Consider the following 20133-nt stretch of genomic DNA (forward strand, 5'->3'; position numbering starts at 1 on the left):
AATCAGGAGGTGGTGAAATGATGTGACTGAATTAAAAGGTAAACAAAAAAAGTTTGCTGACGAGTATATCAAAAGTGGTAATGCGACCGAAGCATATGTAAATGCTGGCTACAAGGTTAAAAATAATGAAACTGCGAGAGCTAACGCTAGTCGCATGCTAACAAATGCTAACGTTAAAGCTTATATCGAATCGAGCATGAAACGGCTCGAATCTGCCAAATTAGCAAGCGCTAAAGAGGTCTTAGAGTATTTAACTTCAGTCATGCGAGGCGAACAAACGGAGACTGTAGCGACTGCCAAGGGGCTCTACGAGAACGTTGAAGTTTCGGCTAAAGATAGAATTACTGCTGCTAAAGAAATTTTAAAAAGGTATCCAAGTGACCCTATTTCGACTGCTCAACTGCGTAAAATGGTTGCAGAAGCTAAAATTGCTGAATATAAAGTTGAGCAATTAAATAGTGCTGATTTAGACACGACAGTCAACATCAATTTCAATATTCCAAAGGAGGATAGTAATGCAAGTGAGCCTTAAAGATAATATCTCACCAGCTTTCTATAGCCTTTTTTGGGATATTCACAATAAAAAACATGCCAATTACTGGCTTAAAGGAGGACGTGGTAGTACCAAGTCCTCTTTTATTTCGCTCATGATTGTGCTTGGAATTATGCAAGACAAGGATGCTAATGCAATTGTTTTGCGTAAAGTAGCCAATACGTTACGTGATTCAGTGTTTGAGCAATACTTGTGGGCAATTGATTTATTGCATGTTGATGAATATTGGCAGTCGTCAGTTAGTCCGATGCAATTGACGTTTAAACCAACTGGCCAACAGATTAGATTTAAGGGTGCAGATGACCCAAGAAAGATTAAGTCGCAAACATTTAGACAAGGCTACACCAAGTTTAAACATTTCGAAGAGGTCACGGAGTTTAAGGGTATGGAAGAGATTCGGTCAATCAACCAGTCATTAGGCCGTGGTGGTTCTGGCATTATTACTTTCTATTCATACAACCCACCAGCAAGACAATCTAACTGGGTTAATCAAGCAGTTGATAGTGAACAAATGCGTGATGATACGCTAGTGAACCTGTCAGATTATCGTTCAGTGCCTAAAAGTTGGCTTGGAGTTGAATTCCTTGCTGACGCGAGACAACTTGAAAAAGACAATGAGAAAGCATACCGACATGAATATCTAGGTGAAGTAACTGGTACTGGTGCAGAAGTATTCAACAATATTACTACCAGACCAATTACTGATGATGAGATTGCTAGATTCGATAAGGTTTACTACGGACTTGACTTTGGCTTTGCTAAAGATCCAACGGCATTCGTCAAGATATATTGGGACTCAGCAAGGCGTCGCATTTTTATTTTTGATGAGTTCGAACGTGTTGGACTTAAAGTGCGTGATGCAGTTGCGATGATCAAAGAACGCAATCCCAGAAATGAACCATTAACAGCTGATTCAGCATCCCCCGATATGATTGCGGAATACCAAGACCAGGGGTTAAACATTTATGGCGCTATCAAAGGCGGAGGTTCACGTGATCACGGCTACAAGTGGTTAGAGGATTTACGTGAAATTATCATTGACCCCAACCGTTGTCCCGATGCTTGGCGTGAATTTACTAGTTATGAATTTGAAATTGATTTAAACGGAAACTACAAGTCTGGCTATCCAGATGGCAACGACCACACTATGGACGCTACCCGATATGCTCTTGAGAGTTTAATCAGGAAAGGAGGTTTTATTAAATGGAATTAGAAGCAATGAAAAAATTGCTACAAAACACGCAAACAAGACGGGTTAATTTCAATGCTAAATATGCTAAATCTAAAAGCTATTATCTTAATGAGAATGATATAACTATCAAAAACAATGGTGAATCTAAAACTAAAGATGACGATGCTGCCAAAAAGGAAAAGAATCCGTTAAGACCAGCTGATAATCGTGTGAGTTCTAACTTTCACCAGTTGTTGGTTGATCAAGAGGCAGGTTATTTGGCTACTAAGCCACCAACTATTGATGTGGGTGAAGATAAGCTAAATGATCAAATCAAAGATACTTTAGGCGACAACTTTGCTTTAAGACTAAATGAATTGGTTGTTGATGCAGCTAATGCCGGTATAGCATGGCTACATTATTGGCTTGATGAAAATAACCAGTTTAGATATGCGATTGTGCCACCAGACCAAGTAACACCAATTTATTCGACCGATTTAAATCGTAAGTTAGTAGCACTAAGACGTTCATACAAAGAGCTTGAACCAGAAACCGCTAAAACTTACTGGGTACATGAATATTGGGATGATGAAACAGTCACGGTTTTTAAATCACGTGACGAGCAATTTAACAATTTAGAGCCAATTAATGACCGTTTTACGATTTATGATGCATCAACTGATGATGCCGCAGGCACTTCTAGTATTAATCATCATGGTATGGGAAGAATTCCGTTTATTGCGTTTCCCAAGAACAAGGAACAGCAACCTGATTTGTTTCATTATAAAGGCTTAATTGACGTCTACGACAAAATCTATAATGGTTACGTTAATGATTTAGATGACATTCAACAAATATTTTTAATTTTAAAGAATTACGAAGGAACTGACCTTGATAAATTTAGAAAAGACCTCCAACGATATAAGTCCATTAAAGTTAGGAGTATGGGCAGTGGCGATGATTCAGGTGTTGATCAATTAGCCATTAACATTCCAACTGAAGCCCGCAACTCGATGTTAGAAACAACTAAGACCAACATCTTTGTTCATGCGCAAGGCATTGATCCAACTGACTTTAAAACTAACAATGCAACTGGGACTGCAATTAAGATGCTCTATTCTCACCTTGAACTAAAAGCGGCCAAAACCGAAGCTTACTTCAGAGATGCATTAACTGAGTTAGTCAGAGCTATCCTGCATTGGCTGAATGTTTCAGATGCGGATAGTCGAAGAATTAATCAAACTTGGACCAGAACAGCTATCCAAAACGATGTTGAACGAGCTCAAGTAGTTAGTCAATTAGCTAACTGGACGAGTAAGGAAGCAATCGCTAAAGCTAATCCCATTGTGGAAGACTGGCAAGAGGAACTCCAAGACCAACAAGAAGACCTTAAAAATCGCAATGACGAATATGGAAACCCTAATAGCCTAAACGGTGATGATGACGATGAGCAAGAAGACAGCAGGAAGTCGTAGTTACTGGCAAAAGAGGTATTTACAGGAAAAAGACAATCAATTAAGTAATGCGGCTGAATATGAGTCAGCAATGAGAGCACGTCTAAAAGAAGTCGAACAGGTGCTAGAAGAAGAAGTTGACTATTGGCTTAAACGCTATGCCAACAATCAAGAGATTAGCCACGAAGATGCCCGTAAAATACTAAGCACTATTGGCACTCGTGATTGGCATATGACACTTAAGGAGTTTGAACGTAAAGCTAAAGAAGGCGGTTTTGACAAAGAACTAGATGCCGAATATTTCAAAAGCCAATTATCAAGACTTAAGAACATAGACGAGCAGTTAACCAACCTATTAAGCCAATATGCTAGCTCTGAAAGTGACAAATTAGAACAAAGTCTATCTAACCAATTTCAACAAACATACATGCATAGCATCTATTTGACGCAATTAGAACAGGCTAAGTTGTCCAGTAACTTTGCCAATGTCAATGAATATCAAGTCAAAGTAATTGTCAATAAACCCTGGAATGGTAGCAATTTTTCAAAACGAATCTGGAAAAACTATACTAAGGTTTTACCTAATGAGCTTGGGGATGCGTTGCTACGTGGCACAGTGTTAGGTCACTCGCATCAACAAGTATTCAAAATGATGCGCCAGCGATTGAGAGACGTTGAAGACTATCAATTGCACCGTTTGGTCATTACCGAAATGGGACATATTGCCGAAGAGGCGACAGCTGATGCATATAAAGAAGAGGGAGTTGAAAAGTACCAATATTTGGCAACTCTAGAGTCACATACATGCGAAGAATGTGCACATCTTGATGGTGAGATTTTCGACCTGAAAGATAGAAAAGACGGAATTAATTATCCGTTAATTCATCCTTATTGTAGGTGTACGACAGTTCCTTATATTGAAGGCTTACCAGATGACCGAGTAAGGTGGTCAAGAGATCCAGAAACTGGCAAAGGTACTTATGTTGATAATATGACTTTTGACCAATGGAAAAAAGCAATTGAGTATCAAAGGCAAAATGAGTCGTTACCGAATACTACTGCTAGATATATTCCAAAATCTGGAAAATATAACTGGAACGAACTCAATGCTGAGCAGTATAATAAACATGTAAAGGGAACGCCCGAATTTGATAACTATGCTAAAGGTCGTAAACGGCCAGTAAGCGAATTAATTATCTCACCCGCTGAAACTCAGGCGTTGATTGAGAAATATGGCAAGAAACGTGAAAGTACCAGTAAGAATCAAATTTTGTTTGAGTATGAAACATATATTGGTTTGTGGTCTGATATAAATGGTAATTTATATCCAACTAAAAAAGGGCGTATTTCTTATCGTAAAAAGAAGGGTGCACACATTACACCTGTTAAACCAGATTATTTGAAATAGGAGGTTGAATACTATGGATCCACATAAAATGTCATTAGTTGAGATTTTAGACAATTTTAGAGCTAGAAAAGTAACTTTTACATTGAAAGACGGTACAAAGCGAACAATTTTTGTTAATGAAATTGAAGATGAATCTGATGATCAACCAGAGCTACTGTTTATGGCGGATGAGCCTAAAGATGATGTCTGGATTTCGGATGTAGTTAGTGCGGTACCAGCATAGGTAGAGTGATGAGTAACAACGATTATTTTACAATTGCCTATAAAATATTAAGTTATCTAAAATATTGCTATGAAAATGGTCAAGATGCAGACCCTAATATATTGAAAGCTGATACTTTCGATATATCTCAGCAACAATTCATTCGCACGCTACAGATGCTAAGTGATGATGGATACATTAAAGGACTTACGTTCTCACCAGTGTTAGATGGTGGCACATTGTTAGGAAATAGAAGAAGTACAGTTATAACAAGTGATGGATTGCAGTATCTTGCAGAAAACTCAATGATGCAGAAAGCATATAGAATTTTTAAAGCAGCCAAATTAGCTGCTTTTTATTTTGCCCTGAGCATGGCGTAAAAAGGCTTATTTTTTATACCTTGGAAGTGGTCGCCCCACGTAAAAGATTGCGAGAGAGGAAATAAGATGAAACGTGAAGAATTAAAAAAATTAGATTTAAACGATGAACAAATTGACAAGGTCATGGGTCTGCATGGTGCTGATGTAGAAGCAATGAAAGCTAAAACAGATGAGCTAGGCAAGACCAATGAGTCGTTACAGAGCCAGATTGCTGAGCGTGATAAAGATTTAAAGGCGCTAAAAAAACAAGCTGGAGACAACGAAGAACTGAGTAACCAATTCAAAGAGCTACAATCCAAGTATAAGCAAGACACCGAGAACCTGACTCAAGAATTACAACAAACCAAATTAAATGGTGCAGTTGATAGTGCTTTAGGGAAAGCTCACGTCCGTAATACAAAGGCTGCTAAAGCTCTATTGAACATGGACGAAGTCAAGCTAAACGACAAAGGTGAACTTGAAGGCCTAGATGACCAAATTAGTTCATTGCAAAAATCTGACAGTTACCTATTTGATCAAGGTCAGAAAGAACCTTATCAACCACAAGGTGGGGGAGCTAAAACTGACCCTGATTTGGTAGCAACTATGGCAAATATATTTAAAGGAGAAGATAAATAATGCCAGCAACAATTAATTATGCAGAAGCATATCAACAAGCAATTCAACAAGGATTTTATGATGGTCATCTTTATACAGCACCATTATGGAATTCACCATCAAATTCAATGATTACGTTTGATGGCGCCAAACACATTAAATTACCAAGATTAACTATTTTAGAAGGGCGCAAAGACCGAGCAAGACGGACTATTACGGACATTACGCCAAACTACAGTAACGATTGGGACACTTATGAATTAAAGAATGAACGTTACTGGAGTACTTTAGTTGATCCATCAGACGTAGATGAATCTAATTATGTTATTTCAATGGCCAATATTACTCGTCAGTTTAATTTAGATGAAAAAATGCCTGAAATGGATAAGTACATGTTTAGCAAGCTGTTCTTAGAAAAGCAAACTAAAGATGGTGGTAAGGGAATTACCAATAATACTCTTGATGAAAAGAATATTTTAACTGCATTTGACAATATGATGGTTGATTTTGATGAAGCTCGTATTCCAAACCAAAATAGATACTTATATGTCACACCAAAGATTAACGCAATTCTGAAGCGTGCCGAAGCATTGAATCGTGGCTTAACATTAAAAGACCCTAACAGTATTCAACGGACAGTTTACAGCTTAGATGATGTAACGATTGTGGTTATTCCATCCGATTTAATGCAGACCGCATATGACTTTACCGTTGGTGCCAAAACCATTGACTCAGCTAAGCAAATTGAAATGATGTTAATTTACAACGGTGTTCAAATCGCTCCAGAAAAGTATAGTTTTGCAGGTTTTGACCAACCAAGTGCAGCTTCAAGCGGTAACTATCTATACTATGAGCAATCATACAACGATGTTTTACTGCTTAATACCAAAACAGCAGGTGTCCAATTCGTGATTGCTGATAAGCCAGCACAACAGGGTGTTAGTGGTCAATCACTAGAAGATGATAGCCCAAGTACTAAAACTACCAAAAGTGGGAAGTAAAAATGAATGATGAAAGAAAACAAAAAATTAAGGATAAGGTCACCCAATTACTTGGTGGCAAGGCTAATACTGACTTAGTAGACTTCAGTATTGAGCGAGTAATTCAATCGGTGGCCAACTACACCAACATTTCGATTGAGGAACTACCCCCTGAAATTGACACTACAATTACCGCAATGTGTGTGCAATTAATCCAGACGCATAATTGGACCAATGGCAATGACACAGTTAATTCAATTAGTGAAGGCGATGTATCGGTTAATTTTGACTCACCAGCTGAAATATACGCTAAGGTGCAAGAGCTTAACCCAATTACAGACGACTTTTTTATTGATTTGAACCATTTTAGGAGACTGCAATGGTAATTGATGCATTTAACAAGCTAAAGGACATTGCTCCTAAGTTATGGACTGATAAGGTGACTATAAAAGCCACCAAGAAAGTGGTTAATGAACATCATATAACCACAAGCGAGCCTGTGACGATTGTTTCCGATGAACCAGCTAAGGTTATCCTCAAAGGACTAAAAAGCAGTGAGCAGTCGTTTTTTGGTACAGATGAGTACGATGCGACTTTGTTAATCAGAACTGGGCTAGACATTCCAGCAGGAGCAACAATTGAAGTGACTGACATCAATGGCAAGGTTACCAAGTATAAGCGTTCAAGTAAGGGATATTCGGGCTACGTTAGCCACCAAGAAGTAGCGATGACAAGAGATGAGAAAGCATGAGCGCATTTGGAAGTTTTGACGATGAAGAATTTCAAGAATTTGCTAAGCATGTAAATGCAGTAGTTTCAGGCGATCAATTAAAAACTGAAGTTAAAAAGAGCGTAAAAAATGTTGGAGAAACTTATAAGCGTAATGCTCAAGCAAACACACCAGTTAAAACTGGCGATCTAAGACGTAGTTGGCAACTTAAGGGACCATTCTTTTCGGGTTCAGAAATTAAAGTTGAATTGCGGAATAGTAAAAATTATGCTTCGTTTGTGGAGAATGGTCACCGGCAAAAAGTAGGACAGTACGTGCCAGCAATTGGCAAGCGACTAAAAGCTAGTTGGGTACCAGGTCAGCACTTTTTACAAAAAGCAACGGACCAAACAAGTAGTCAAATGCCAGAGCTATTAACACCGGTTGTTTGGGATATGATGAGGAGGTTGATGGATGATTGACAATAATTGAACGTGTTGCTGACGAGATTGCACGGATATTCCCGAATGCAGTAATCTATACCGAAAATCAAGCAGATGGTTTTAGCGAGCCATCTTTTTTTATTGAGAAAATCAGTACAACCGCTACTCCAGAATTGTTTGATAGACAGATGCGTAAGCAGACCTATCAGGTTATCTACTATCCTAATCCAGACAATCCTAAGACCGATATGGAACGAGTTGAAGATTACTTGCTCAGTGGTTTGTTAGAGTTAAAAGATTATGCGCCACTAAGGAATATTGAAGTTACACAACAAGAAGACAATACGCTGATTTACAAATTTGAAGTTTGGGGGCGTTTCTACCCCGAAAAGGACGAAATTAAATTAAAAAACGAGAAAGTGAAAGGACAAATTAAATGACAGTTTGGAAAACACAAAACAAGCGTCGGCCAGGTGCCTATATCAACGTGGTTGGTAAAGGAAAAAATCGAAACAATGCCGATATTGGACGCACATTATTACCAGTTAATACGCAACTTAATTGGGGCGCAAAAGGAATTATTAAATTAAATAGTGAATCAAACTTTAAGAAATTGCTTGGTCATGAAATTAATGAACCAGAGCTAGGGGTACTTCGTGAAGTATTAAAGGGAGCAAATACTGTTTTGTTATTAAATAATAACGATGGTCAGCCTGCTTCTAAAATAGATCCAGCATTACCTTGGGCGATAACAGCAGTTTATCCAGGAACTAAAGGTAATGAGTTACATGTATCTGTTCAAAAGCAAGGCAATAAGGTTACTATCTCGACTTTGTTTGGAACTAAAATAGTTGATCAGCAAATTATTGATGTAGCTAAACCTGGCACTTTATTTGATAATGATTTTGTAAAATTTAAGTTAAATGGTGAATTAACACCACAATTACAGGATGATGAAGAAAAAGAAAATAATAATTCACCAGTTGTAATGTCATCTAAACTAGAACAATTACAAAATGATATAACTGTTGATTTGACTGGTGGGACTACTACACCAGTAGCAGTCAGTGACTTATTCAATGAAGCTCTTGAAACTGAAGAATACAATGTAGCTACAACAGCTGGCTTTCCAGTTGATGATCCCATTCATCAACAATTGATAGATGAAATTAAACATTTACGTGAAGATAATGGGATTAAAGTTCGAGGAGTTATTCCAGCAATTAATGCCAAAGTTAATTACGAAGGAATTTCTGTTGTTGGTAATGGCGTTGTCTTAGGAGATGGAACTGAATTAGATGCAACTATCGCGGCAGGCTATGTTGCAGGAGCTTCAAGTTCAGCTACGGCTGCCAAATCGCTAACTTATGTAGAATATCCAGATGCAATCAGTGCATATCCAAAACTTGATAATGATCGAACTATTGATGCTTTAGAAAAAGGACAGATTGTTTTTACAACTAAACGAAATGAAACGGTAGTCATTGAACAGGATATTAATTCCTTAACTAAGTTTACTGATGAAAAGCCAGTCTTTTTTAGCAAAAATCGTGTGGTTAGAACAATGGATACGATTGTGACTGATACTGAAAGAACTTTTGAAACTATGTTTATCGGTAAGGTTACAAACAATGCCACCGGTCGTGACTTGTTTAAAGCTAACCGAGTAAGTTACTTGCAAGGACTTATGGATGCAGGAGTAATTGATAAATTTGACGCAAGTGATATTTCTGTTGACGCAGGGGATGAGCGTGATTCTATTTTAGTTAATCTAGCAATCACTCCATTGGATTCGATGGAGAAGCTTTACATGACAATGGTAGTTCAATAATTAGGAGGAATTTAAATGGCAGACGAAACAGTAAGTACAGTAGGCAGTTTTTTAAATGGTCGGGATACGATTTCAACCAAAGATGCGAAAGTATATGTCACGATCAATGGAAAAGTAATTCCATTGATTGAGTGCAAGAAATTCAGTGCCAAGCTAGAAAAGAACAAGGAGGACGTGCAGACGCTTGGTAGTCGATGGAAGCACAAAAAGGTCACGTCCGTGGAAGGAACCGGTACTCTGGGCGGCTACCTGATTTCTTCAAACTGGACTAAGTATGCCTTGCCATATATTGATGGTGGCAAGGACCTCTACTTTGAAATTACAATGACGATTAATGATCCAACGAGTCGAGCCGGAACGCAGACTCTGCACTTTGGTGAGGTCAACTTGGACGATGTGCCGTTTGCAGACTTTGAAGCTGATGACGGCGTGATGGACTGGGAATCCGACTTTACCTTTGAACAAGTCAACTTGGTTACACCTTTTACTGGTTTTGATTTATAAGGAGAATTAAGAAATGGAATACAATGTTGAAGATTTTTTGGCTGAGAATGTTAAACCTAAGGAAGTAACAAAGAAAATTGAGTTCAAAGGTTTCAAATCTCCTTTTATTATTAAAGCTTTGACTGCTGATAAGTTTAATGAAATTCAAAAGCAAGCTACTTCTAGTTACATTAATAAAAAGACACATCAACGTGTCCAGGAAACAGATCAAAATAAAGTAGTTGATTTGATGATGGCTGAAGCAGTAATTCAGCCTGACTTAAATAATGAAAAGTTGCAAAAATCATGGGGATGTATAGCTGATCCAGCAGGTGTGCTTAAAAAAATGTTAAGTGCGGGACAGTATACGGACTTAGGACAAGCGGTGCAAGAATTATCAGACTTTGATATTGATAATATGGATAATTATGTTGAACAAGCAAAAAATTAATTAGTGAGTCTTATGGCGACTTTGGCGTATATCATTATGTGTTAAATGAATATCATTGGACTCCACACAAATATGCAAGATTAACCTTAAAGGAAAAAGCTCTTGTGATTGCCTCGATTGAACTTAGGCAAAAAGAAGAGAAAAAGCAAGAACGTGAAGCTAAACGAAAAGCTAGATCTAAACATATATAGGAAAGGAGGCAATCAATGGCAACTATATCTGGTACAATTCGTTTAAACGACGCTTTTAGTAACACTCTTAATAAATTTAATTCTGGTATTCAAAGAAGTGTTGCCATGACAAGCCGTTTTAAGTCAGCAATTAGTGGAGGTAGTAATGGACTAAATTCATTAAATCAGGGCTTAAATTCAACACACGTTGGATTACGGCAAATAATAGCCGGTTCGGCAATCGGGGGAGCTATTAGTTCAGCAATGGGTGTTGCTGGTAATAGTGTTAGAACATTTGTAGGTGAATTAAATGAATCTACTAAAGCATGGTCAACTTTTGAAGGCAATATGCATCAAATTGGTAAAAGTCCAGCATCAATTGCTAATGCTCAAAAATCTTTACAACAATTTGCCCAAGATACCATCTATTCATCTTCTGATATGGCACAAACGTACAGTCAGTTAGCAGCAGTTGGAACAAAAAATACCACGGCTTTGGTTAAAGGATTTGGTGGATTGGCTGCAGCTGCTACTGATCCACAACAAGCTATGAAGACGTTGTCTGAACAGGCTACGCAAATGGCTGCTAAACCAATGGTTCAATGGCAAGACTTCAAGTTAATGCTAGAACAAACGCCAGCAGGTATGGCCGCTGTCGGTAAGACTATGGGTATGAATACCAAACAACTAGTTAAGGCTGTCCAAGATGGTAAGGTTAAAACTGAAGATTTTCTTAATGCAATTGCTAAAACAGGTACTAACGCCAACTTTAGTAAAATGGCTACACAATACAAAACTATTGGTCAAGCAATGGATGGACTTAAAGAAACCATTGCTAACAAGGTACAGCCCCAATTTAAAAAACTGAGTGATATTGGTATCAATGCAGTTAGTGGCATTACTGATGCACTGGGAAATATCAATTTTGGTTCCTTTTCTGATAGCATAATTAGTGCAATTAGTTATATTCGTCCTATATTGGATAAGGTAAAGCTTGGAATACAAGATGTCATTGATGGCTTTAATTCAACCGATGCAGGTAATGCCGTTGGACAAATGTTTCAACAAATAGCAGATGCGGCAAACAACTTGACCGATACATTAAGTGGAACAGGTATTTATACTCAAATAGGCTCAGCAATTGGAGAGATGGTAGGCGGAATTACTAAATTTGTTGGAGCCCTAGCTAGTGTTACTGGTAAGCTTGATCCTGGAACTTTAAAGGCACTGGGACTTGCATTGCTAGTAATAAAAGCAGGAACAAAAGGATTAATACTAACTGCAGTTGTGGTTGGATTAAAGGCGTTAAATAGACTTAATTCAAGTCAATTACAGACATTAGCTAAAGCTGTTACTGCTCTGGCAATTGCCTTTGCATCCTTCAAAGTCATTAGTGCTGTTGGCAAAGGATTATCTGGTATTATTGACGCGTTTAAATCACTAAAGGGGTTAAAGGCGCCACAACTCAATACTCCTGACGTTCCACAAGCTGGTGGCATAGCACAAAGTGCAGGTGCATTTATAAAATTGGCTGCGGCTTTAGCGTTGGTAGGAGTTGCAGTGGTGCTAGTTGCTAGTGGGTTTTGGATACTAGCTAAAGCTGCAACTTCTTTAGCTAGTGGTGGCAGTGCAGCAATTGCCGTTTTCTTTGGTATGATTGTTGCAATTGAAGCCCTAGCTGTAGTGGTTAAACTGCTAGGTACGGCTTTTATTGGTAGTGCGGTAGGATTTCTAATCTTTGGAGCAGCACTATTAGTAATCGGAGCAGCTATCTTTATAGCGACAGCTGGTTTGGCGTTACTAGGAGCACAGCTTCCCAATATTGCTAATTATGGCGCACAGGCTGCTCTTAATATTATCTTGCTTGCAGGAGCAATTGTCGTATTTGGTATTGCTGCTATTGTGGGAGCAGCGGGGGTACTTGTTTTAGCTTTGGCAATTACAGTATTAAGCGTTGCTATGATAGTTGGAGCCGTTGGTGCTGTACTATTAGGCGCAGGATTATTAATTTTGAGTACCTTTGCAATTGTAGCAGCAGTTGGCGTAATGCTATTAAGTGTAGGAGTTGCCTTACTGGCTACATTTTCACTAATTGCAGCCGTTGGTTTAATTATGATGGGCATTGGTATTACACTTGTTGCGGCAGTTGCAATGATTGCAGCCGTTGGGATGTTACTCTTTGCAGTCGCATTAGCAGTTGCTACTCCACTTATTCTAATTTCAGCAGTTGGATTTTTATTACTAGGTGCGGCAGCTATTATTCTGGGTACTGGCTTGTTAATTGTCGGTACTGCAATGACGATGGTTGCTGCTGGAATGGTAGCAGCCGGTGAAGCTGCAATGATGATGGCGACTATGTTCATTATGGCAGGAACAATGATGGTTAGCGCCATTATATCTGCTATGAGTAACGTTGTTGCTGCAGTTAGAAATGGTGTTTCCAACGCAGTCAATGCAGCTCGAAGTTTTACTGGCGCTTTAGTAGGTGTTGGTAGAGATTTGATTCAAGGATTGGTTAACGGTATTACTTCAATGATTGGCTCGGCAGTTAGTGCTGTAACTAGTGTCGCTGGAAAAGTTGTTAGTGCGGCCAAAAGCATTTTGCACATTGGTTCACCGTCAAAACTGTTTAACCAGTTTGGTAGATGGCTTGACCAAGGACTTGCAATTGGGTTAAATCATGATGCGAATATTGCCGCTAAGGCATCTGCAAATATGGCAAAAGGCGTAGTTGCTGCATCTAACATGACACCAACACTTAATCCTTTAGAAATAGCTAATATAAATTCAGGTGATTTACTAGCTAATGGATTTAATCGAGCTTATAGTGCGATAAATAGAGTGGCAAATGCCTTAGGTAGCCTTAATGGATCTACAGCAGGTATTAGTATTAATCAACACGATGAAGTCGATACATTATTTAATAATAATGATGAAAGTGATTATAGTGGATTAATTGGGACTCAATTCGGTCATTACGGATCAAATTCAGATGACCATAGTTCGACAATCACAATTGAGAGTGGCGCCATTCAAATTAATAGTTCGAGTAGTGCCGAGTATGATGCTGATACGCTTTTAGAAGCGTTAGAAAATAAGATTATTGCTCAACAAGAGAAATCTTTGGGCTAAAAAGATAGAGGGTGATATTAATGGATGGCTTTGGCATATTTTTAACAAATTATAAAAATAACAAGACTATCCAATTGCCGGTTAACCCGGCTGAGTTAAAGCTCAAGTATGAAGGTGACGACAAAAGTCAAACCGTTGTCAATTTGGGCGAAGTAAACTTGCTGGGTGAATTGAAACTAGTTGAAATGACAATTGAGAGTACCTTCCCCAAGGCTGAAACTACCTATCTGGCAATTGATAACTTGAAAAAGCCAGACTATTACATTAATTTCATTAAGAAGATTCAAAAAGATAAAGGACATATCCAATTGGTTGTGGCCACAACTAAAGTAAGTCTGCCGATGACTATTGCTAGTTTTGAATATGGCTTCGAAGATGGCTACGATGAAGAGTACAAATATACTCTGACTCTCAAGCAGTACCGCAAGTTTGCAGCTAAAAAGTCTAAAAAGAAAAAACATAAGTCAAGTAATGGTAAGAGCCGTATTGCACCACCAAAAAAGTTTGGCGTGCATTCTAGCGTAGTTGTTAATGGCAGACTGTATATGGACTCAAATGGTAATGGTCCTGGCGGATATGAGAAAAATGCTAAGAGGACTGTGATCAACATTGCCACTGGTCATAAGTATCCGATTTGCGTCGGAATTAATGGTTCTGCACGTGGTTGGGTCAGAAAAAGTGATGTGAAGAAAGCATGACAGTCACAACTTTTAAGCTTAAACGTCGTAGTAATATGTATCGTAAATCTAAAAGTAATGGCAAAGGTACCACGTATGATTTGAGAGAAGTAGTGGCTAATATTAAATGGTCTACTGATTTGAATTTTAGTGCTGGTGAATTAACTTTTGATCTAATTCAAAATGCTCATCCAATTATTCCTTACACGGGTGATATCATTACCTTCAGGTGGGATCACCACAAGATCTTTTATGGATATGTTTTTAAGTATGAAGTAAAAGAAGACAATACAGTGAGCGTAACGTGCTATGACAAATCAAGGTATCTCAAGAATCAGGATTCAATTGTTTGGCAATCCGGAACGATTGCTGACCGGTTCAACAATGTATGCAAGCGAGCTGGCATTAAGCATAAAGTGGTTAATAAGCCTACTCATAAGGTTTCGGCTGAAGTATGTGATGGCAAGACTTACTTTGATATGGTGAAGAGTGCGATTGTCAAAACTAGGACAGCCACCAAGCATATGTACTACATATACTGTAATTATGATGTGGTGGAGTTACGCAGAGCACCATATAAGAAGTTAAAAATAATAATTGGTAGTAAGTCGGCAATGACCGGCTTTTCTTATGCCGTTGATATTAATAATACGGCAAATGTGGTCAAAGTAATCCAGAAAGATACCAAGAAGTCGCAAGCAAAATCAGCTACGGCCAAACAAGACGATCCTAAAAAAACGAGCTTTAAGTCGACAAGTGCTGCAGGTAAATCGACTGAACAGTGGGGAAAATTGCAAGAAACGGTTAATAAGAAAAATAAAGCTAATCATGCGCAGATGGTCAAGCAAGCTAAAGACGAGCTACGCAAGAAAAATAGAGCTAACAAGGAGTTAACAATTGACTGTATTGGGCATATTGATTTAGTAGCTGGTAACGCAGTTACGATTAAAATTAATGATCTTGAGAAAACTCTGAAAAACTGTCCAATTCTAAAGGCAGAACATAATTTTGGTACTGATTATAATTGTCATTTAACAATGAAAGTAGGTGCAGAATGGCTGGGGAACTCTTAATTAAGATGCTAAAAGAACGAGGTGGTAAAGATAGCGAATATTCAGATGTGGTATTTGGTTTGGTTACTTCTGTAAAACCTTTAAAAGTGCAACTAGCCAATAACATGGTAATTGATGATAACTTTATTGTTCTGGGCAAGCATATTGGCAAGTTTAAATTGCCAGGTAAAGCAAAAATTGAAGTTAAATCCCACAGTGATCAAATTGGGAATGTATCGGGAAATCGTCCGACAGTCAACGAAGATATTACTTTTAAAGAAATGGAATTTGATAATAGCCTTAAAAAAGGTGACAAAGTTACAATGATACGAATGGATGGTGGACAACAGTTCTATTTATTTGAGAGAAAGGAGGAATAATGTGGATGATGAAGACAGTATTATTGTTTTAGATGATGACGATAGCGAAAGCACCGAATTAGAAGATGATATTGATACCGATGAAGAAGATGATGAGACTCTTAAAGATGAGCCAACTCTTACTTTTAAAGTTGAAAATGGACGTATTCGTGGCAAGATTGACGAACAAGAAGCTATGATTCAAGCAGTTGATAAGATATTGCGCACAGAGCGTCTAGTCTATCCTATCTATTCAGACCAGTATGGTAATGATTTAAACGATTTAATTGGGAAAAATATGACCTTTGCTAAAGTTGAGGTAGAAAGAATGATCAAAGAAGCTTTGCTAGCAGATGATAGAGTAATTGGTGTTGAAATTGATGAAATTGCGCAAATAGATAGTGATACATTAAATATCATAGGTACATGTACTACAGTTTATGGTGATATTAATTTAGACAGTGAGGTAAGCCTTGATGAGTCCTGATGAATTAGCAGCTAGCTATATGGCTGAAGATTTTGATTATTGGCTAAGTTTAATGCTAGACAATGTATCAGATGACATTGACCAACGTGAAGGCTCGATAGTATATGATGCACTAGCGCCAGCTGCAATGGTAATGGCACAACAGTCACTAGATAGAGCCAACATTATTAAACAGACATATATTAAGACGGCACAAGGACAGTTCTTAGATTACAGAGCAGCTGAGCACGGAACTGCTCGCTATGCTGCTACACAAACAGAAGTTAAAGCTAAGTTTTTAGATTCAGATGGTAATCCTATTAATAATGTACAAATGGGCGATAAATTTGCCAGTATTGGTGAAACGCCTATTTTTTATACCGTACAAAAGATTAATGATGACCTGACAGGCGAATTAACTGCTGATGAACCAGGAACAAATGCTAATTCTTATTTAGGTCAAGTTCTCCCAGTTACATCAAATGATTCATTAAATTGGGCAGAAATAACGGAGATAGTGGCACCGGCTAGGGACGAAGAAACAGACGACCATTTGCGAGAAAGATTACTTCGCGCTAATGACTGGATAGCCTATGGTGGTAATATTGCTGACTACCTTGCGATGATTGGTAAAATCAACGAAGTTGGTGCAGCACAAGTCTATCCTGTTTGGAATGGTGCAGGTACAGTTAAATTGGTTATTGTTGATAATAATTTGATGCCTGCAAGCGATAGTTTAGTTAAAAAGGTAAAAAATATTATTGATCCAAGTGATGGCGAAGGGGAAGGCTATGGACTAGCTCCTATAGATCATCAAGTAACGGTTGTAGCGCCTACGCCTTTAACGATTAATATTTCCGCCACAGTCAACATTGACGAAAATCATAATATTGATGTTGTAAAAGCTAAGATTAAGACGATACTTGAAGATTATTTTAAATTATTGAGACAAACTTGGAATAAAATTAATCCTCAAACTGGACGTGGCTATTCACAATTAATTTATCGTTCAAAAATACTTTCACAAATAATGATGGCAGATGGTGTAATTAATGCTTCAGTACCAAAGCTCAATGGATCTGATAAGGATGTCATATTACTATTTGATAATCAAACCTCGCAATTGCCAGTACTAGGAGAGGTGGTGCTAGATGGCTAATGATTTAATGAGCTACTTACCAGATTACTATGATGGCGTTTACGAGATGAATGCAATCATGAATGTACAAGATGGTGTACTTGATAAAGTGGAAGAAAAGCAGTTAAGACTATTATTTAATCAATTTGTAACTCAAACTGATATACAAGGTATTTCAGTTTTTGAGGATCAAGTAGGGATTGTACCTACAATTAGTGATTCTTTGCGTGTTCGCCAAGATAAAGTATTAATGCGATTATTACCACCTAGACCAATCACAATTAGATATTTAAGAGAATTATTTTATACTTTGAAAATTCCAGCAACTATTAGTGTTGCATATCCAAAACGAGAAGTAATAATGACTGCCAATCGGAATGAAATTGATGATAAACAAATAACTAGTATTAAATATATTTTAAATGTCTACATACCAGCCAATATGGTTTATCAAATTATAATTGCATTACAAAGTGTTCAGCTAACCACCCAATTAAAAATTGGCATTGGAATGAAAGTCGGAGCTAAAGCAGTAGCTCAATTTAATTCTGAATATGTTGAATTGCTAACACATAGTAAGTCTCAAATTAGTTCTAATATCACAATAGGTGTTGGTCAATGGCTTAAAACATATGTAACGATACCAGCAGAAACAGTTCAACTAAAAAATGAAGGAGAGTGATAAGCATTGTCAAAGTATAATAAAACGATTTTGACTGAAGCTGGCTTAGAACTAGCTTCTAAAGCAGCTAAAGGGATGGCAAAATTTACAATTTCTAAAGCTGTAGCTTCTAGTGAAAAAATGACAGATAAAAGTGTTGAAGATTTACAAAAGCTATCTGAATTACCTGGTATTGTCCAATATGGCAAGATTATAGATGTCGCAGATTCAACACAAAATAAAGGTGTTGTAATTGGTGTGGGTTTATATTTCGATAACCAAGATCTGACAACAGGTTATGATTTAAACACGATTGGTGTATATGCTAAAGAAGAAGGGAGTGATAAAGATATACTATATGCGATAACTACTGCAATTGAACCGGAATCACTTCCAGATTTTCAAAGTGAAGTATTATTCAAATTTAATATTACAATGTTTGTCGTAATTGGACGTACAGATAAAGTTACAGTAAATGTAGCAGAAGATGGTGTGGTCACAGATGATAAGCTTGATAGAATAATTAAAACTTTACCATCTACTCAAGATTTAGCTAATCTCTCAGACAAGCTTGATCTCAATATTACCAAATTAAAACAAGAAATAATTACTAAGTTAAAATCACTTGATCCACTTAACAGTCCAGATGGCAACAATATATATAACACAACCATTAATCTTGACACATATTCTACAGTTGGCATTACTAAGTTTTTGGAGTGCAAATTGCAATCATCTGGTCAAATGTCGGGTTTTGACCAAGCGACAGATAAGCTTTACGGTTGGATATTCAATGTTCCGAAGTGGAATGGCGCAACCGAATTTCAGCAAATTGTTTATATCTGCAACTACGGTCAGGGCACGCTAACGTATGTTAGAAGTCGTGTTAACAATTTAGGCAAAAATAAAGAAGATTTCGAAAAAATCCTGACTGACAAAGATTTGCAAAAAGCAATCAATAGTTTTGGTCAAACCAAATCGGTTAACAATCACAAGCCAGATGATCATGGAAATATCGATTTAAGCGATACTTTTGCAGAGAAAACTGATCTAGGTAATTTGTATGGGATGACAGCTAACGGGGTTAAACAAACTTTTTCAGGAGCAACAGTTAATCCAGATACAATCACTGATACTGGCGTTTATAAAATATCAGCATGCAGCGTTAATGCACAGGTTGACGGCAAGAGTCTTTCGTCTGCACAATGGGGCTGGCTGATTGTTTTAAATTACGATGAGAACAATACAACTAATGCTTTATATCAATTTTTGATTTTAAATGAAAAAATCTATCGTAGAGTTGCTTCACTACAGTATCAAACTTTTCCGAGTTTCAAAACAGTGATATTACCGAGTCTGAATAATCCAGATTATACAATCACTTCAGCACCATTTGATTTAGACACCGTTTCAAATAATGGGATCTATCGTTTTGACGGTACAAATTTAACTGCTTCTAAACGAGCTGATGCGCTAGCTTCATTGCCAACTACAGCGATTAGTGGTGCAAAGGGTTATTTAATCCAAGTAAAATATACTGATTATTATACGATGCAGTTGTTAATCCTGTACGATGTACCAAATAACACGGATATCACACTTGCATTTAGATGTATGAGTATTGATCCAACGGCATATCACGACACATTTAAGCGGATATTAAGTGATGTGGATTACTCAACTTTAGATGGTAAAATTACCGCTTTGATAAATCAGGTCAACAATCAGACTTACAATGCGCCAGATTATGCAACTGGATTAGCATACTCAAAGGCGCATCCGAATGTGCTAGTGTTTGCTCCAATGAGTTAGTTAG

24 protein-coding genes are annotated in these 20133 nt (G+C 37.6%); all 24 read left to right on the top strand.

Annotated elements, in window-relative coordinates:
* The first annotated feature begins 22 nt into the window (after window positions 1–22).
* The 24 genes from ACYIAQ_RS01905 to ACYIAQ_RS02020 all read left to right on the top strand — a co-directional run bounded on the left by ACYIAQ_RS01905 (window position 23) and on the right by ACYIAQ_RS02020 (window position 20129).
* Window positions 23–532: a terminase small subunit gene (locus ACYIAQ_RS01905; protein WP_483562379.1), complete on the top strand. Its 510-nt coding sequence runs from the start codon at window positions 23–25 to the stop codon at window positions 530–532.
* Window positions 516–1766, top strand: coding sequence for a PBSX family phage terminase large subunit (locus ACYIAQ_RS01910; RefSeq protein WP_483562380.1), 1251 nt, complete (start codon window positions 516–518; stop codon window positions 1764–1766). Before ACYIAQ_RS01905 ends, ACYIAQ_RS01910 begins: the two co-directional genes overlap by 17 nt.
* Entirely contained in the window at window positions 1757–3199 is a 1443-nt protein-coding gene (locus tag ACYIAQ_RS01915; protein WP_483562381.1) for a phage portal protein, read from the top strand. Before ACYIAQ_RS01910 ends, ACYIAQ_RS01915 begins: the two co-directional genes overlap by 10 nt.
* On the top strand, window positions 3171–4586 hold the full coding sequence (locus ACYIAQ_RS01920; protein WP_483562382.1) for a minor capsid protein: 1416 nt from the start codon (window positions 3171–3173) through the stop codon (window positions 4584–4586). The genes ACYIAQ_RS01915 and ACYIAQ_RS01920 overlap by 29 nt, the downstream gene beginning before the upstream one ends.
* A 13-nt stretch (window positions 4587–4599) precedes the next feature.
* Window positions 4600–4809 (top strand): hypothetical protein, encoded by a 210-nt coding sequence (locus ACYIAQ_RS01925; protein ID WP_122023022.1) that lies wholly within the window; start codon window positions 4600–4602, stop codon window positions 4807–4809.
* Window positions 4810–4817: 8 nt separating this feature from the next.
* Window positions 4818–5168: a YjcQ family protein gene (locus ACYIAQ_RS01930; protein WP_483562383.1), complete on the top strand. Its 351-nt coding sequence runs from the start codon at window positions 4818–4820 to the stop codon at window positions 5166–5168.
* A 66-nt stretch (window positions 5169–5234) separates the two neighbouring features.
* Complete coding sequence (locus ACYIAQ_RS01935; protein ID WP_483562384.1) at window positions 5235–5786, top strand: phage scaffolding protein; 552 nt, start codon at window positions 5235–5237, stop codon at window positions 5784–5786.
* Window positions 5786–6766 carry a capsid protein gene (locus ACYIAQ_RS01940; RefSeq protein ID WP_483562385.1) on the top strand — a complete coding sequence of 327 codons (981 nt, stop codon included), beginning with the start codon at window positions 5786–5788 and terminating at the stop codon, window positions 6764–6766. Before ACYIAQ_RS01935 ends, ACYIAQ_RS01940 begins: the two co-directional genes overlap by 1 nt.
* Before the next feature lie 2 nt (window positions 6767–6768).
* Entirely contained in the window at window positions 6769–7131 is a 363-nt protein-coding gene (locus tag ACYIAQ_RS01945; protein ID WP_483562386.1) for a head-tail connector protein, read from the top strand.
* Window positions 7131–7496: a hypothetical protein gene (locus ACYIAQ_RS01950; protein ID WP_483562433.1), complete on the top strand. Its 366-nt coding sequence runs from the start codon at window positions 7131–7133 to the stop codon at window positions 7494–7496. Before ACYIAQ_RS01945 ends, ACYIAQ_RS01950 begins: the two co-directional genes overlap by 1 nt.
* On the top strand, window positions 7493–7936 hold the full coding sequence (locus ACYIAQ_RS01955) for an HK97-gp10 family putative phage morphogenesis protein (protein ID WP_483562387.1): 444 nt from the start codon (window positions 7493–7495) through the stop codon (window positions 7934–7936). The genes ACYIAQ_RS01950 and ACYIAQ_RS01955 overlap by 4 nt, the downstream gene beginning before the upstream one ends.
* Window positions 7933–8337: a phage tail terminator family protein gene (locus tag ACYIAQ_RS01960; RefSeq protein ID WP_483562388.1), complete on the top strand. Its 405-nt coding sequence runs from the start codon at window positions 7933–7935 to the stop codon at window positions 8335–8337. Before ACYIAQ_RS01955 ends, ACYIAQ_RS01960 begins: the two co-directional genes overlap by 4 nt.
* Entirely contained in the window at window positions 8334–9728 is a 1395-nt protein-coding gene (locus ACYIAQ_RS01965; RefSeq protein ID WP_483562389.1) for a phage tail sheath C-terminal domain-containing protein, read from the top strand. The genes ACYIAQ_RS01960 and ACYIAQ_RS01965 overlap by 4 nt, the downstream gene beginning before the upstream one ends.
* Window positions 9729–9743: 15 nt before the next feature.
* Window positions 9744–10232, top strand: a complete 489-nt coding sequence (locus ACYIAQ_RS01970; RefSeq protein WP_483562390.1) for a phage tail tube protein — start codon at window positions 9744–9746, stop codon at window positions 10230–10232.
* 13 nt (window positions 10233–10245) lie between these two features.
* A complete protein-coding gene (locus tag ACYIAQ_RS01975) occupies window positions 10246–10662 on the top strand; it encodes a phage tail assembly chaperone (RefSeq protein WP_483562391.1) in 417 nt (138 codons plus the stop codon).
* Between the two features lie 38 nt (window positions 10663–10700).
* The gene (locus ACYIAQ_RS01980; protein ID WP_483562392.1) at window positions 10701–10853 is read left to right on the top strand and encodes a hypothetical protein; all 153 of its coding nucleotides are present in this window, start codon (window positions 10701–10703) and stop codon (window positions 10851–10853) included.
* Window positions 10854–10868: 15 nt separating this feature from the next.
* Window positions 10869–13964 carry a tape measure protein gene (locus ACYIAQ_RS01985; RefSeq protein ID WP_483562393.1) on the top strand — a complete coding sequence of 1032 codons (3096 nt, stop codon included), beginning with the start codon at window positions 10869–10871 and terminating at the stop codon, window positions 13962–13964.
* A 20-nt stretch (window positions 13965–13984) separates the two neighbouring features.
* Entirely contained in the window at window positions 13985–14662 is a 678-nt protein-coding gene (locus ACYIAQ_RS01990; RefSeq protein ID WP_483562394.1) for a hypothetical protein, read from the top strand.
* A complete protein-coding gene (locus tag ACYIAQ_RS01995) occupies window positions 14659–15714 on the top strand; it encodes an XkdQ/YqbQ family protein (protein WP_483562395.1) in 1056 nt (351 codons plus the stop codon). The genes ACYIAQ_RS01990 and ACYIAQ_RS01995 overlap by 4 nt, the downstream gene beginning before the upstream one ends.
* A complete protein-coding gene (locus ACYIAQ_RS02000; RefSeq protein WP_483562396.1) occupies window positions 15696–16073 on the top strand; it encodes a DUF2577 family protein in 378 nt (125 codons plus the stop codon). The genes ACYIAQ_RS01995 and ACYIAQ_RS02000 overlap by 19 nt, the downstream gene beginning before the upstream one ends.
* 1 nt (window position 16074) lies before the next feature.
* Window positions 16075–16539 carry a DUF2634 domain-containing protein gene (locus tag ACYIAQ_RS02005; protein WP_483562397.1) on the top strand — a complete coding sequence of 155 codons (465 nt, stop codon included), beginning with the start codon at window positions 16075–16077 and terminating at the stop codon, window positions 16537–16539.
* Window positions 16529–17677: a baseplate J/gp47 family protein gene (locus ACYIAQ_RS02010; protein ID WP_483562398.1), complete on the top strand. Its 1149-nt coding sequence runs from the start codon at window positions 16529–16531 to the stop codon at window positions 17675–17677. Before ACYIAQ_RS02005 ends, ACYIAQ_RS02010 begins: the two co-directional genes overlap by 11 nt.
* A complete protein-coding gene (locus tag ACYIAQ_RS02015; RefSeq protein ID WP_483562399.1) occupies window positions 17670–18338 on the top strand; it encodes a putative phage tail protein in 669 nt (222 codons plus the stop codon). Before ACYIAQ_RS02010 ends, ACYIAQ_RS02015 begins: the two co-directional genes overlap by 8 nt.
* Window positions 18339–18344: 6 nt before the next feature.
* Entirely contained in the window at window positions 18345–20129 is a 1785-nt protein-coding gene (locus ACYIAQ_RS02020; RefSeq protein ID WP_483562400.1) for a hypothetical protein, read from the top strand.
* Window positions 20130–20133 lie beyond the last annotated feature (4 nt).

The organism is Lactobacillus sp. X-49 (genome assembly GCF_057063645.1).